A 15,372-nucleotide genomic window follows, 5' to 3' on the forward strand; every position below is an offset into this window, starting at 1 on the left:
AATGATAGGTGCAGTTATAGACTTAGGTACAAATACCTTTAACCTTTTAATTTTTAAGAAAACAGCTACGGGCAACAAAATCCTCTTCAACCATAAAGAAGGTGTTGCTTTGGGTATGGGAGGTATTAATCATCAAACCATTACATCCGATGCTTTTGAACGCGGAATAGCGACCCTAGAAAATTTTAAAGCTATATGTGATCAACACGGTGTTGAACAAATTAGAGCCATAGGAACATCTGCCCTGCGTGCTGCAGAAAATAGTGATGATTTCATCCAAGCAGCCTATGCTATGACGGAAATCCCCATCACTATAATAGATGGTGAAACCGAAGCAGAACTAATTTACCGCGGTATACAAAGTGCGCATATCTTCGAAGACAAGTCCATTATTTTAGACATAGGTGGAGGAAGTAGTGAGTTCATTTTTGCAGATAAACATGAGGTAATTAAGAGCAAAAGCTTTGAAATAGGTGTTTCTAGAATTTACCAGCAATTTGAATTCAGCGACCCTTTGTCTAATTCAGACATCGATGCCATCATTAATTACTTGGAGCAATCTACCAAAGGATTTTTCGACGACATCCAAACCAACATACTTATTGGAGCCTCAGGGAGCTTTGAAACCTTTTATGAAATCATAGAAAACATAGATTTTCCCTCTCACACGCATTCACAAAGTGTTAGCAAAGAAAATTTGCGTCAATGCCTGGATAATTTAATGAAATCGACCTTGGCAGAGCGAAAATTAGATAATAGGATAATTCCCATACGTAAAATAATGGCACCCATAGCCGCCGTAAAAGTGATGTGGTTGATGGATAAATTAGACATAGACACAATTTACATTTCTCCCAATTCCATGAAGGAAGGTTTGATGGAACATCTTTTCTAGTGCTTGGATTATTTTTAACTTTGAATCTTCTAAAAAAGATTCGAGTAAATGTCTAAAATACTTATCAAGAATATCAAAAGTCTACTCCAAGCCGGAGAAGATTTACCAAGATACAAAGCAGGTGCGGAGATGGAAAACCTTCACACCATAGAAAATGCCTTTTTAGCCATAGAAGACGACCAGATTGTTGCCTACGGTAAAATGGAAGATTGGGGTGGAATTACCGATTGGAGAGATCTAGAGGTTATAGATGCCGACGGAAGAATGGTGATGCCCGCGTTTTGTGACTCTCACACCCATGCCGTTTTCGCCAAAACAAGAGAAAGCGAGTTTGAAGATAGAATCAAAGGTTTAACCTATGAGGAAATCGCCTTAAAAGGTGGTGGAATTTTAAACTCTGCTCGTAAGCTACAAGAAATGGATGAGGAAGAATTGTTCCAAGATGCCATGCTTCGTTTGCAAGAAATGATGAGTTATGGTACAGGTGCCGTTGAAATCAAATCTGGATATGGTCTTACTGTAGACGCAGAGTTGAAAATGTTGCGCGTAATCAAACGTTTGAAGGAAGAGTCTCCCCTTACCATCAAAGCAACTTTCTTGGGTGCACATGCCTACCCTCCAGAATTTAAAGAAAATCACCAAGGTTATATAGATTTAATCATCAACGAAATGCTACCTGTAATTGCCGAAGAAGGATTGGCAGATTACATCGATTGTTTCTGCGAGCGTAATTACTACTCCGTAGAAGAAATGAACCAAGTTTTGGAAGCGGGAATCAAATACGGTTTAACACCTAAAGTTCACGTGAATCAATTCTCTATACAAGGTGGAGTGGCTGCTGCAGTTCAACACAATGCTCTATCTGTAGATCATTTGGAAGAAATTGATGACAAGGATATAGAAGCCTTAAAAGGAAGCGATTGCATGCCCACACTTTTACCGGGATGTTCTTTCTTCTTGTCTATTCCTTTTGGAGCAGGTAGAAAATTAATCGACAATGGTTTACCTGTTGCTTTGGCTACAGACTTCAACCCAGGTTCATCTCCAAGTGGAAACATGCAGTTGTTAACTTCTTTTGCTTGTGTGAAAATGAAACTCACTCCCAATGAAGCATTAACGGCTACTACCTTAAATACGGCCTACGCTATGGGACTTGATCAAACACACGGTAGTATCACATTGGGTAAAAAAGCGAACTTGATAATTACCAAGCCTATGGAGAGTCCAGCCTTGATTCCTTATTCTTTTGGAGCAAACTCTGCAGAAACCATCATTATTAATGGAAAAAAAGTGAATTAATTATCATTCTTTAAGACACTGTTTGAGGAATTTACACTTTTAGGATTAAGATATTACTATTTTTGGACTCCTAAAGTTATTACCAAGTAAATGAAAGTTATAGATCACATTAAGGAAGCGAAAGAGACTTTATTCTCTTTTGAAATTTTACCTCCATTAAAAGGTAAAAATGTACAGTCAATTTTTGACGGTATAGACCCCTTGATGGAATTTAAACCAAAATTTATAAATGTAACTTACCACAGAGAAGAATACATTTATAAAGAAAGAGGTCAAGGTTTATTAGAAAAAATAGCCATTCGTAAGCGTCCGGGTACTGTTGGTATTTGTGCTGCTATCATGAACAAATATCAGGTAGATGCAGTTCCCCATTTAATTTGTGGAGGATTTAGCAAAGAAGAAACTGAAAATGCCTTGATAGATTTACAATTCTTAGGCATAGACAATGTACTTGCTTTGAGAGGTGATTCTATTAAAACAGAAAGTTCTTTCCGTCCACACGAAAATGGACACAAATACGCGGTTGAATTAATCAACCAAATTACGGACATGAACAAGGGAACTTATTTGATGGATGACATCCAATTGGAACCTACCGATTTCTGTATAGGTGCAGCAGGCTATCCTGAAAAGCACTTTGAGGCCATGAATCTTTCTACGGATTTACAATACTTAAAACAAAAAGTAGAAGCGGGTGCTGAGTACATCGTTACTCAGATGTTTTTTGATAATAAGAAGTACTTTGACTTTGTAGAGGAATGTAAAAAGGCAGGTATTAACGTGCCTATTATTCCAGGTATCAAACCTTTGAAATCTATGAATCATATTTCTTTCTTACCCAAGTTCTTCCACATTGATTTCCCCGATGAATTATCGGCAGAATTGTTGAAGTGTAAAACAAACGATGACGTTCAAGCATTGGGTATAGAATGGGCAATCAATCAGTCAAAAGAATTGAAAAAGGCAGGAGTTCCTTGCATTCACTATTACACCATGTCTAAATCAGATGACGTTAAACTCATCGCAAACGAAATATTTTAATATGAAGTTAGTATCAACACTACTCTTAGGTTTATTCCTAAGTACAAGTCTAATTGCACAAGAAGAGAAGAAAAACATTACCTCTGAAGATTTACCAGGAATGGACTCTTTAAATAATGTTGTAGTTGTAGGTCAAATTGATTTTCAACAAGACTTGTTCGCTTTGGAAATAAACCTTACAACTCTTTTCAACCAGCACGGCATCAAAACAAAGTCGTCTTTAAATGTAGTTAAGCAAGGAGCGTCCGCTACTTCCTTGGCAAATGACAGCATACAAAACCTTTTAAAGGAACAAGGATTTGATACCTATATGTTGATTTCTGTAAGGGGTTATGACAGAAAGTTCAAACCATCAACAAATATTTTGTCTTTGAACAAAAACCTTACATCAGAACATTTATTTCCTTTATATAGGGATGACATTGTATCTGTAACTTTTGAAATTACATTCTACAAGGATGGAGAACCGGTAGAGAATCGATTAATCAAAATTGGTACTGTTGGCTCACAAGAAAGTGTATTGAAAAAGCTCAATAAAAAGATGTCCAAACTCATAGAGAAAGAGTGGAAAGCATAAAAAAAGAGGTTGTCTGTACAGACAACCTCTTTTTGTTTTATCCTATGCTTAAAAGTTACCTCGCCATCATTTTAGCAACATACTTTCCTATGATATCAAATTCTAAGTTTGCTGTATCACCTACTTTAATATTTTTAAAACTCGTGTGTTCTAAAGTATAAGGAATGATACAAACCGAAAATTCATTTTGCTTTGAATTCACAACGGTTAAACTCACACCATTCACCGTAACAGATCCTTTTTCTACCGTTACATCTCCACCTTCATAACGGAAGGTAAACATCCAGCTTCCATCTTGATCTTCGATAGCTATACATTTCGCTGTGGTATCTACGTGTCCTTGCACAATGTGGCCATCTAAACGACCATTCATTTGCATACAACGCTCTAGATTCACTTCACTTCCTTGTGTTAGTTCACCAAGGTTTGTTTTTTCCAGTGTTTCTTTAATAGCGGTAACAACATATTGGTCTTCTTTTATTTCGACCACCGTTAAACAACAACCATTGTGTGCTAAACTTTGGTCTATTTTCAATTCAGATGTAAAGGGACAACTTAAGGTAAAATGAACATTTTCACCTTCGTGCTCTATTTTCTTAACCTCTCCTAATGCTTCAACTATTCCTGTAAACATAATTATATCAATTCCATGTTATCGATTAAACGAACATCTCCACAATATGCAACCACACATGCCGTAGCTCCATCTATCCATTCGTCTGTCAAAGGTAATAGAGTTTCAGGGTTCACCACTTCTGCATACTCCAATTCTAAGGTACTTTGTCCTAAAGCGTCAATTAAATAAGCAAGCGTTGTTGTTGGGCTGTTTTCTTGCGCCATTTTTTTAGCTTGAATTAAGCTCTGATAAATCACCAACGCTTCCTTCTTCTGAGCTTCATTTAAGCGGAGGTTTCTACTCGACATCGCCAATCCACCCTCTTCACGCACGGTATCACAGGCAATTATCTCTACGCCTAAATTCAGCTTTTTAGTCATAGCCCTAATTACAGCTACCTGTTGAAAGTCTTTCCTTCCAAAATACGCTTTGTTGGGTTGTACTATATCAAACAATCGTGAAACAACATTTACCACCCCATCGAAGTGTCCAGGTCTATACTTACCTTCCATTACTTCATCTACGGGAGATAGGTCTAGGTGTAAAGTTTGGTACTGCGCCGGATAGATGTCTTCCACTTCAGGTAGAAACATCACATCACATCCATTTTGCTCAAGCAGATCTGCATCTTTTTGAGGCATACGAGGATATTTTTCTAAATCAGAGGGATTATTAAACTGAGTTGGATTAACAAATACGGATGCAACGACTATGTCACATTCTTGTTTTGCAGCTTTCAAGAGACTCAAATGTCCTTCATGCAACGCGCCCATGGTAGGCACAAAACCAATTTTTTTATTCGCTTCCTTGTAAGGTGTTAGGAAGGATTGTAAATCGGAAACACGCTTGTAAATTACCACGTAATTAAGTATTTAGAATATGTGCAAACGGACAAATCTATTCTTTTTTGTTGAAATTACCCTTTTTTTTATATATTTTTGTACTGAAATTTACGAATTTACTCTATATGGAGAAGAAAAGAATCCTATTTGTATCGCAAGAAATTGCCCCGTTCCTACCAAAATCTGAACTTTCAAAAACAGCAAGAAAACTACCGCAAGGTACACAAGAAAACGGAAAAGAAATCCGTGTTTTCATGCCTCGTTTTGGGACAATTAATGAGAGAAGACACCAGTTACACGAAGTGATTCGTTTATCAGGAATGAATTTAATCATCGACGATCAGGATCACCCGTTAATTATTAAAGTAGCGTCTATACCGACTGCAAGAATGCAGGTGTACTTTATAGACAACGAAGAATATTTCAAAAGAAAATCTGTTTTCACAAACGACAAAGACGAGTATCACGAAGATAATGATGAGCGTTCTATGTTCTTTTGTAGAGGAGTTTTGGAAACCGTTAAAAAGTTGGGTTGGAAACCAGATGTGATTCACTGTCACGGATGGATGACATCATTAATGCCAATGTACATCAAGGATGTATACGCGAACGATCCTCACTTTGCTGATGCTAAAGTTGTTTACTCTTTATACGACAATGAGTTTAACAAAAATTGGGATGCAAGATTCGAAGAAAAGCTTAAATTTGAAGGCTTTGGAGATGACCTTATTGATAAAATCAAGACGGGTGACTTCAACAGTTTGAACAAAGCTGCCATCGAATATTCTGACGGAGTTGTATTAGGAAGTGAAACTTTAAGTGGAGAGTTAACAGAAGCATACGAAAATGCAAACTGCCACAAATTAGATTACCAACCTGAAGAAATACAAGCAAAATCTGTATCAGAATTCTTTGACAAAGTTATAGAAGAAGAAGTATTGATATAATGAAGAAAATAAACATTTCAACTTATAAATCGTGGCGAGAAGTAAATCTACTTCTCGCTACTTTTTTATGCCTAGGCTTATTGGCCGTTTCTTGTAAGAAAAAAGATAATTTACTCGGTACAAGTGTTCTACCAGACGGTACTACTTTGAGCACCAGCGGAATTGACACTTTCTCTTTGTACACTTATAGTGTAAGTGAAGACTCTGTTTCATCTTTACACCCCAACTATAATCTTTTAGGAAGTTACATAGACCCTGTTTTTGGATCTGTAGATGCCTCTTTCTATACGCAAGTAGACATCTCTAACTTGAATCCAACTTTTGGTAATGATATCAAAATAGACTCTATGGTCTTTTCTATGGTCTACGGTGGTTACTACGGTAATTTAGATGAACAAACCGTTGAGATTTATCAGGTAACTGAAGACATGGATTTAGCAAACGACGAGACTTACTACGGGTTTAGTACTTTGAATTACGATCCTACCAACTTAGTTACACCGAATACGGGAACATTCACACCTACTCCTGAGACGCCATCGGTAGTAGACGGTGACACTGTTACCCCGCAATTGCGTGTTCACATGGACACAAATTTTGCCAGAACTTTAATTGATGAAGCCAAAAACGGGACTTCTTTCTCTTCATCAGAAAGCTTCAAAGATTACCTCAAAGGTTTTTACATTAAAACAAACAATCCTACACAGAGTGTAGATGAAGGGGGTATTCTTTACTTTTCCAACACTAACGCGGCGTCTTTAATTACCATTTACTACCGTGAAATGGTGAATGGTTCATATGAAACCTTCTCCTACACCTTTTTGATATCATCAGATGAAATTGATTTCAATCACTTTGAATCTGATCAAACAGGTACAAACGTGGAAAATGTAATTTCAAACCCTTCTGCTGGATTAAATCAATTTTACGCTCAAGCATTCACTACACGTGCTAAAATTGATATACCTTCATTAAGTGATATACCCTACGGAGCTATAGTGCAACAGGCAACACTGACATTACCAGTATCGTACTACACAACAGATTTAAAAAATCCAAGTCTGTTTTTAAGTTCAATTTCAGACTTAGGTTTAGCCAATGAAGAACTATCCGCTATTGCTAGCACTGTTACTTACGACGATGCCACAAAAGCGTACACGATCGATTTAAGGACTTACATACAAAAAATCATTACGGGTGAATACGAGAATAATGGAATATTAATTTCTCCATCTTTCTTCAATACAACCGCTGAACGTATTATTTTTAACGGTCCGAATACGACTAATAAGAAAAAGCCTACGCTAAATATACTATTAACAGATAATTAGAATAATACTACATTCGGTATGACTTAAACCCTTATTTTTGTCGAGCCGAAAATAAATACTGAAATACGAAAGACTATGTGTGGAATCGTTGCCTACATCGGAGCAAAAGAAGCATACCCTATTGTTGTTAAAGGTCTTAAAAGACTAGAATACCGTGGGTACGACAGTGCAGGTGTTGCTCTATTTAACAATGGAGAAATAAATCTTTATAAGAAACAAGGAAAAGTAAGCAATTTAGAAGAGTTTGCTGAGGGGAGAGATAAGTCAGGACACATAGGAATTGGCCACACGAGATGGGCAACTCACGGTGAACCTAACGACGTTAATGCGCACCCTCACCTTTCTGGTGATGGACAAATTGCCTTGATTCACAACGGAATTATAGAGAACTACGAAAGTTTAAAAACTGAATTAGAATCTAGAGGTCATGTTTTCAAAAGTGAAACAGACACTGAGGTTTTAGTTCACCTTATAGAAGAAATTCAAAAAAATCAATCTTTAAGCTTACCTGAAGCCGTTCGTGTAACCCTAACTTATGTTGTTGGTGCTTACGCGATCGTTGTAATGGATAAAAACAATCCCAGACAATTGATTGCTGCTCGTAAGAGTAGTCCATTAGTAATAGGTATAGGTAAAGAAGACGATTACTACTTGGCATCTGATGCAACACCTATTGTGGAATACACAAAGAACGTTGTATACATGGATGACGAAGAGATTGCCATCTTGGACTTGGATTCAGGAATGAAATTGGTAGATATTGCCAACCAAGAGAAAACACCTTACATCCAAGAATTGGAGTTACACCTTGAGGAATTAGAAAAAGGTGGATACGAGCACTTCATGTTGAAGGAAATTCATGAACAACCAAGATCTATTCAAGATTGTTTCAGAGGTCGTTTAAATGCCAAAGATGGTTGGGTTCAACTGGGAGGTATCAAAGATCATATTGAAAAGATAGGAAAAGCGAAACGTATAATATTTGTTGCTTGTGGAACTTCATGGCACGCTGCTTTGGTTGGAGAATACTTATTCGAAGACTTAGCACGCATTCCGGTTGAGGTTGAATATGCATCAGAGTTTAGATACAGAAACCCTATTATTGGTGAAGACGATATCGTTATTGCCATTTCACAATCAGGAGAAACTGCAGATACATTGGCAGCCTTAGATATTGCGAAAAAGAAAGGTGCAACTACGTTAGGTATTTGTAATGTTGTAGGATCTTCTATTTCAAGAGTTACCGATGCTGGTTCTTATACACATGCTGGTCCGGAGATAGGTGTTGCTTCTACAAAAGCATTTACTGCACAAGTTACCGTTCTTACTTTAATGGCACTTTCAATTGCAAAAGAAAGAGCTACGATGAGTGAGTCACAGTTTAGAACCATCTTAACTGAATTGGAGCAAATTCCAAACAAAGTAAGCAAGGTTTTAGAGCAAAACGATTTAATCGAGCACATTTCTGACGTTTACCAAAACGCAAATAATGCCCTTTACTTAGGTAGAGGAAGTTCTTTCCCAGTAGCTTTAGAAGGAGCCTTGAAGCTGAAAGAAATTTCTTACATCCACGCTGAGGGTTATCCAGCTGCAGAGATGAAGCACGGACCTATAGCTTTAATTGATGAAGAAATGCCTGTTTTTGTTATTGCTACACAGGGTACATCTTACGAAAAAGTTGTAAGTAATATCCAAGAAGTTAAAGCGAGAAAAGGAAAAATTATTGCCATCGTTACTGAAGGTGATACACAAGTGAAAGCTATGGCTGATCATGTAATCGAAATTCCTGATACGGATGAAAACTTAGTACCTTTATTGGCTACAATTCCACTTCAATTATTAAGCTACCATGTAGCTGTAATGAGAGGCTGTAACGTAGACCAACCGAGGAACTTAGCGAAGTCAGTAACTGTTGAATAATTCACAAAAACATATAAAAAAAAAGCCCTGGTAAAATTACCGGGGCTTTTTTTTTAACAATTTTCCAACCCTTTTCCAACACACCTCGTCTTTATAGGAGAATGTGATATTAGAATAGTTTTCAATTCGCATTTTGGTTTTATTTTCCTTGCAGGCAACTGAACGAAGCTTCTACCATAGATATAACAACAGTTTCTATAGCAGCGTTCAGAGCTTATTTTTAAAACTGCTACTTATAAAGGGTAGTTTTATGAAATTAAAAAACCTCTTCTTTTCAGAAGAGGTTTTTAACTTTTACGTAAGTTCTATCTGCTTATTTTGCAGCTTCAAATCTTTTGGTAACTTCTTCCCAGTTCACTACATTAAAGAATGCATTGATGTAGTCTGGACGTCTGTTTTGGTAGTTCAAGTAGTACGCGTGCTCCCATACATCCAATCCTAAGATAGGTGTACCACCACATCCGTGCCCCATGATAGGGTTGTCTTGGTTAGGAGTAGAACATACTTCTAATTTACCATCCTTAACACATAACCAAGCCCATCCAGAACCGAACTGAGTTGCAGCAGCATTGCTAAATTGGTCTTTGAAAGCTTCAAAAGAACCAAATGCAGCATCGATAGCAGCAGCTAAATCTCCAGTTGGAGTTCCTCCACCGTTTGGCGACATTACTTCCCAGAATAAACAGTGGTTGTAGTATCCTCCACCATTATTCCTTACTGCGTTGTTTCCTTCACAGTTCTGTAAGATTTCCTCTATCGTTTTTCCTTCTAAATCAGTTCCTTCAATTGCAGCATTTAATTTTGCTGTGTATCCTGCATGGTGCTTACCATGGTGGATTTCCATAGTTCTTGCATCAATATGTGGTTCTAATGCATCATGTGCATAATTCAATGCTGGTAATTCAAACGCCATTTTTCTTATTTTTTATTGTTTCGTATCTTAAAAATTCCCGACGGTCGGGACACTTTCAAAAATAGCTATTTTAAACTTTTTACACGAATAGATCAAACGAAAACTCAACAGAACGAAAGAAATAATAAGATTTGATGATAATAATTTTAGCGCATCTTCTAAAATCCAAAAATTCTTTTATTTTTGCTCTAGTATTAATATGTAAACAAAAACAAAATGAAAAAAGTATTCACATTAGTAGCAGTAGCTGCTGTATCAATGATGATGACTTCATGTGGTGGTAACGCTGAAGAGGCTGCTAACGAAGTTGAACAAGAAATGACAACTGAAGCTACTGAGGAGACTACAGAAGAGTCTACTGAAGCTGCTCCAGCTGAAGAGACTACAATGGTTGACGAAACTGTTGAAGCTGTTGAAGAAGGTGTTGAAGCAACAACTGAAGCTGCTGAAGAAACTGCAGGTGACGTTAAAGAAGTTGTAAAAGACGCTACTCAAGAGGTTAAAAATGAAGTAAAAGCTGTTGAAAAACACATGTAATCACTTCTTTTAGAATATAAAAAAACCGAATGAAATTTCATTCGGTTTTTTTGTGTCTTTACTTTTCCTATCTCGGAGGTTGGAAGTTTTCTTTCTTCACAACGCGTACTCCTTCTTCATATTCTATCTTACTCGCAACCTTTCCCTTCTTATCGTAGATGATCACAAAACCATCGCGCTTACCATCTTTGTAATTCGCCTCCGACTTTATTTTACCACCTCTACGCGTGTACTCTATCATTTTCCCGTCCAACTTACCATTCTTATAAGTAGACAAGTTTGCTGGTGTTCTCCCTCCAGGATAATACGCTATCCATTCTCCATGTTTCTCACCTTTTTTGTAGGCTCCAGAAATAGTTAGTTTGTAGTCCTTTTGAGAATAAGACAACCATTCTCCATCCTTTACACTTATGCGATTAACCTTTCCTTTTAAAGGACCAACGCGAGAACTCGACTTTTCTTCAATCACTTTATAGTTCCCAACATCTCTTAACCTACCGTTATCAAAATAGCTTTTCCATTCACCGGTTTTCAAATTATCCGCATAAAATCCTTCTGATAAAGGCTTCCCGTTCTCATAGTAAGACTTCCAACTCCCGTTTAATAAACCATGAGCAAATACCCCTTCATTCTTTAAACGTCCATTCTCCCAATAGTTTTTCCAAACGCCTTCTTCTTTGCCTTCAACGTACTCTCCTTCCATCAAAAGATTTCCATTCTCATACCAAGTTTTCCAAGAACCGTGTTTTTCATCATTTTTATAATGACCCACCTTGAACTTACTTCCATCCTTATAAAAATACTTCCATTCACCTTCTTTCTTTCCTTCTTCATAATACGCATTGTAGGCCAACTCTCCCGTTGGATAATTGTAAATCCAATCCCCATGTTGTAGGTTATTTTTGAAATCACCGCCCATGTCCATGATTCCTTGGTTGGTAAACCATTGCCAGGTACCTTCCTTCATACCATGTTCGTATTGTCCTTTTACTTGTAAGGTATCCGAATCGAAATAGTAACGGTAATCTCCGTGCAACTCACCATCCTTGTAGTGCACTATTTTTTCCAAATCTCCCGTGATGTAAAAATATTTCCATTCTCCATCCTTCTCATCAGATTTAAAACTACCCTTCACTACGATATAACCATATACAGCCGCTTCCACAAAAGGTCCATCTTTCAAACCATCTTTGTAGTTGTATCTTGATTTAAGATTAGCATTCGTATAGAACGTTTCCATTTGACCCGTACCATTAACTATGGTCTGTGTATGATTTTCATCTGGTAACCAAAAACTTACCACTCTGCTTTGATCATTTTCTATAAGCTCTACTAATTTCTCTCTACCGTCTCTGTAGAAGTATTCCCATTTTCCTACGGCTACTCCTTCTTTAAAATGACCTCTTTCCTCAAGGTTCCCCATTTCGTTCCAAGACATATAAATACTGTCTTGAATTCCCTTCTTGAAGTATCCTTCACTTTCCTTCTTACCATTTGGATAAAAAGTAGTAACTACACCATGTAAATCATTTTTGTAGTAATTTCTTACTTCTACTAAACTACCTTTTTTATCGTAGTACTTCCATTGCCCGTGTTTAAGACCCGTGATACTTTTCTGTTTGTCTGGCCAAACGTAATAGTACCCTTCACTTTCCAGCCTACTTTTATTGTAATCGTAGAAATTGTATTCTTTTTTAGATAATTCTGAGCGTTTTACTTTCTGACCAAAACTAAGGGTAGAAATAAAAAGCATACAAAATAAAATCAGTCTTAACATAGATATGTATTTATGAAAATAAGTTCGAAAATATGTTTGGTTACTTGAACATGATTAAATAACAACTTTGAACCACCAAAAAGATTCCAAAGGCAAATAATATAGTTCCTGTAATTCTGTTTAGAGATTTTAAAACAGCATTGGTAATGAATGGTCGCAGTTGCTTAGCGCCTAATATTTTTAAGACATCTATTGTAAAGAAAGTCAATAAAATTACCGCGACATAGATGAAAACATCCAAAGGTTCTAACGACACTTTATTGTTTCCTTCACCCCCAAAGGCTAAAACAGAAAACCAATAAAAGATCACCAAAGGATTCGCCATGTTCAACACCAAACCTTTGGTAAACAGCATGATGTAATCTTTAGAATCATGCACCATTTTACCGGAGTTGTCTGACTTTTGTGACTTCACTTTTTTAAGAAACAGAACTACACCAAAACCTAGAAAAACGATTCCTCCAATAAGTTTAATCACTGCGTTATTCTCGCCATCTGCAAAACCAGAAACCTCTTGGTAGAGTGCATAAACGATAACAATATAAATAATATCGCTCACCAAAACACCTGCATCAAAGCTCAGTGCAGCCTTAACACCTTTTCGTATACTTGTTTCTATCAAGAGAAAAAATGCTGGCCCGAGCATAATGCTCAGTATTAACCCCGTTACTATTCCTTTTATGATTAAGCCACTCAAAATTTTTCGGTATCGCTATTTCTACAAAAATAGTAATCCACTTCAACCAATTCAGCTTTATGCCCACTAAATCTAAACAATCCTTCGTGAATGAACAGAAGTTCAACTTCCTCGAATAAAATCCTGCTTATTTTAACTCAGTTTTCAAAGTAAGATATTACATTTGCGGTAAATATTTTGAATAATGAAATTAGGCGCGGCAAATAAGTTATTAGAGAAAATCATTGCTAAGGTTGAAGCAGAAGGAATTTTAGCTGAAGGATTGATTGATGAATTAAAGGAACTAAGAGAATACGCTCTTAAAGAACAAGATCCTCTGGTAACTAAAGTAATTCGTTTGACTTACGAATACCTTATTGAAAACGAAGCTTACGATGTTGAAGCGCAGTACGAAGAAGATGAAGATGGTGGTGAATACCCATTAGAAATCGAAGACAAGGAAAACTTGTTGTACTTACTTTCTTTATTGCGTAATGCAGATCACAAGATCAACAGAGAAGAAATTAAAGATTACAGAACAGCTTTGAAAGAAGAGTTGTACTAAAATCATTTAGAATAGAATTGAAAAAGCTCCCTCTTTTGAAGGAGCTTTTTTTATGCATATCACTCGATTAAAAAAGCAAATTTACAGCCTAGTTTTTGTGTTTTTGTCACCAAAATAGAAATGTTCTAAATTGTAGTTTTCTGACATTACTATGACATAAGAAACCTAGAAAACTCGCATATTTGCAGTCGTAAGAATAGCTAAGAATTCCGTGGAAAGATTACACATACTCGCATTTACTCATCGCAATCTTAACGTTAGTGAGATTGGTCGTCTACACATAGAACTAGACAAACAAAAGGAAGTGTTGAGTGCATTTAAATCTGCCCTTCACTTAGATGAGTTAATGTTCTTATCAACGTGTAACCGCGTAGAGTTCATTTTCACAACAGACCAGCTTGTAGATGCTGCTTTCATTCATAACTTCTTTGCTACCCTTTACCCACACTTGGATGAAGGGGTAATCAACTGTTTTTCTAAAAACAATGAGCAATACGAAGCCTTGGGTGCAGTAAATCACTTGTTGAGTGTAGCTTCTTCTATCGACTCTATGATTGTAGGAGAGCGTGAAATCATTACACAGGTAAGAAAATCTTTTGAAGATTGTAAGGCTTTTGGTTTAACCGGAGATACCATTCGTTTGGTGATGCGTTTTACCATAGAAACTGCGAAGCGTGTTTACACAGAAACAAGCATAGCAACAAAGCCTGTAAGTGTAGTTTCTTTAGCTTATCATACCTTGAAAAACAAACGTGTACCCTTGGATGCACGTGTAGTTATCGTTGGTGCCGGGGTTACCAATACCAACATGAGCAAGTTCTTAAGAAAGCACGGTTTTAAAAACTTTACGGTGTTTAACCGAACGCTATCTAAAGCCGAAAAATTGGCCGAAGATTTAAATGGAACGGCACTACCGCTTACTGAATTAAAAAATTTCAAAGGAGGATTTGATGTTTTGATTACTTGTACAGGATCAGACAATCACCTTATTTCTCCAGAAATCTACACCAATTTGGTAGGAAGAGATGAAGACAAGAAGATAGTAATAGACATTGCTATTCCTCACGATTTATCTCCAGAAATTAAAAAAATGTATCCTGTAGATCATATCTCGGTTGACTATCTACAGGAAATTTCGAATAAAAACCTTCAGGAACGCGCCAAAGAAGTAGAACATGTGGAAGAAATTATCCAAGAAGCATTGTTCAACTACAAGGAAGCATACAAGCAAAGAAATATAGAAATTGCTATGCGTCAAGTTCCTCAAAAAATGAAGGAAATCAAATCTACTGCTTTAGAACACGTTTTTGCTGAGGAAATGAATGCCTTAGACGATGACTCTAGAGAAACCGTAGAAAAAATATTGGCCTACATGGAAAAGAAATACATTTCTGTTCCCATGAAAATGGCCAAAGAAATACTCTTAAAATCTTAAT

Annotated in this window: 15 protein-coding genes; 10 read left to right on the forward strand and 5 right to left on the reverse strand. The window is 36.8% G+C overall.

Annotated features, from left to right (window positions below):
- Nucleotide 1: 1 nt before the first annotated feature.
- The 4 genes from BM327_RS12405 (at nucleotide 2) to BM327_RS12420 (ending at nucleotide 3,812) form a co-directional block, all read left to right on the forward strand.
- Complete coding sequence (locus BM327_RS12405) at nucleotides 2-895, forward strand: Ppx/GppA phosphatase family protein (RefSeq protein WP_090250643.1); 894 nt, start codon at nucleotides 2-4, stop codon at nucleotides 893-895.
- A 48-nt stretch (nucleotides 896-943) separates the two neighbouring features.
- Nucleotides 944-2,194, forward strand: coding sequence for an imidazolonepropionase (gene hutI / locus BM327_RS12410; RefSeq protein ID WP_090250648.1), 1,251 nt, complete (start codon nucleotides 944-946; stop codon nucleotides 2,192-2,194).
- Between the two features lie 90 nt (nucleotides 2,195-2,284).
- Nucleotides 2,285-3,235 (forward strand): methylenetetrahydrofolate reductase [NAD(P)H], encoded by a 951-nt coding sequence (gene metF, locus BM327_RS12415; RefSeq protein WP_090250652.1) that lies wholly within the window; start codon nucleotides 2,285-2,287, stop codon nucleotides 3,233-3,235.
- Between the two features lies 1 nt (nucleotide 3,236).
- The gene (locus BM327_RS12420) at nucleotides 3,237-3,812 is read left to right on the forward strand and encodes a hypothetical protein (protein ID WP_090250656.1); all 576 of its coding nucleotides are present in this window, start codon (nucleotides 3,237-3,239) and stop codon (nucleotides 3,810-3,812) included.
- Nucleotides 3,813-3,867: 55 nt separating this feature from the next.
- Here BM327_RS12420 and BM327_RS12425 read toward each other — a convergent pair whose 3' ends face one another.
- Nucleotides 3,868-4,446 (reverse strand): riboflavin synthase, encoded by a 579-nt coding sequence (locus BM327_RS12425; protein ID WP_090250661.1) that lies wholly within the window; start codon nucleotides 4,444-4,446, stop codon nucleotides 3,868-3,870.
- A 2-nt stretch (nucleotides 4,447-4,448) separates the two neighbouring features.
- A complete protein-coding gene (panC, locus tag BM327_RS12430) occupies nucleotides 4,449-5,288 on the reverse strand; it encodes a pantoate--beta-alanine ligase (protein ID WP_090250665.1) in 840 nt (279 codons plus the stop codon).
- Between the two features lie 107 nt (nucleotides 5,289-5,395).
- Between panC and BM327_RS12435 the strand changes: the two genes are divergently transcribed.
- The 3 genes from BM327_RS12435 to glmS all read left to right on the forward strand — a co-directional run bounded on the left by BM327_RS12435 (nucleotide 5,396) and on the right by glmS (nucleotide 9,468).
- Entirely contained in the window at nucleotides 5,396-6,217 is an 822-nt protein-coding gene (locus BM327_RS12435; protein ID WP_090250668.1) for a glycogen/starch synthase, read from the forward strand.
- On the forward strand, nucleotides 6,217-7,548 hold the full coding sequence (locus tag BM327_RS12440) for a DUF4270 family protein (RefSeq protein ID WP_090250672.1): 1,332 nt from the start codon (nucleotides 6,217-6,219) through the stop codon (nucleotides 7,546-7,548). Before BM327_RS12435 ends, BM327_RS12440 begins: the two co-directional genes overlap by 1 nt.
- A gap of 75 nt (nucleotides 7,549-7,623) precedes the next feature.
- On the forward strand, nucleotides 7,624-9,468 hold the full coding sequence (gene glmS / locus BM327_RS12445; protein ID WP_090250677.1) for a glutamine--fructose-6-phosphate transaminase (isomerizing): 1,845 nt from the start codon (nucleotides 7,624-7,626) through the stop codon (nucleotides 9,466-9,468).
- Nucleotides 9,469-9,781: 313 nt separating this feature from the next.
- Here glmS and BM327_RS12450 read toward each other — a convergent pair whose 3' ends face one another.
- Nucleotides 9,782-10,381, reverse strand: a complete 600-nt coding sequence (locus BM327_RS12450; RefSeq protein WP_090250681.1) for a superoxide dismutase — start codon at nucleotides 10,379-10,381, stop codon at nucleotides 9,782-9,784.
- A 216-nt stretch (nucleotides 10,382-10,597) separates the two neighbouring features.
- On the opposite strand from BM327_RS12450, the gene BM327_RS12455 reads away from it, so the two are divergent.
- The gene (locus BM327_RS12455; RefSeq protein WP_090250686.1) at nucleotides 10,598-10,918 is read left to right on the forward strand and encodes a hypothetical protein; all 321 of its coding nucleotides are present in this window, start codon (nucleotides 10,598-10,600) and stop codon (nucleotides 10,916-10,918) included.
- Nucleotides 10,919-10,985: 67 nt separating this feature from the next.
- Here the strand turns inward: BM327_RS12455 and BM327_RS12460 are convergent, their stop codons facing one another.
- Both BM327_RS12460 and BM327_RS12465 read right to left on the reverse strand, forming a co-directional pair.
- A complete protein-coding gene (locus tag BM327_RS12460) occupies nucleotides 10,986-12,695 on the reverse strand; it encodes a toxin-antitoxin system YwqK family antitoxin (RefSeq protein WP_090250690.1) in 1,710 nt (569 codons plus the stop codon).
- 40 nt (nucleotides 12,696-12,735) lie between these two features.
- Entirely contained in the window at nucleotides 12,736-13,392 is a 657-nt protein-coding gene (locus BM327_RS12465; protein WP_090250693.1) for a LysE family translocator, read from the reverse strand.
- Nucleotides 13,393-13,576: 184 nt separating this feature from the next.
- Between BM327_RS12465 and BM327_RS12470 the strand changes: the two genes are divergently transcribed.
- Both BM327_RS12470 and hemA read left to right on the forward strand, forming a co-directional pair.
- A complete protein-coding gene (locus tag BM327_RS12470) occupies nucleotides 13,577-13,936 on the forward strand; it encodes a hypothetical protein (protein WP_090250700.1) in 360 nt (119 codons plus the stop codon).
- A gap of 211 nt (nucleotides 13,937-14,147) precedes the next feature.
- Nucleotides 14,148-15,371 carry a glutamyl-tRNA reductase gene (hemA, locus tag BM327_RS12475; RefSeq protein ID WP_090250708.1) on the forward strand — a complete coding sequence of 408 codons (1,224 nt, stop codon included), beginning with the start codon at nucleotides 14,148-14,150 and terminating at the stop codon, nucleotides 15,369-15,371.
- Nucleotide 15,372: the final 1 nt, after the last annotated feature.

This window comes from Lishizhenia tianjinensis (assembly GCF_900116425.1).
GTDB lineage: Bacteria > Bacteroidota > Bacteroidia > Flavobacteriales_D > Crocinitomicaceae > Lishizhenia > Lishizhenia tianjinensis.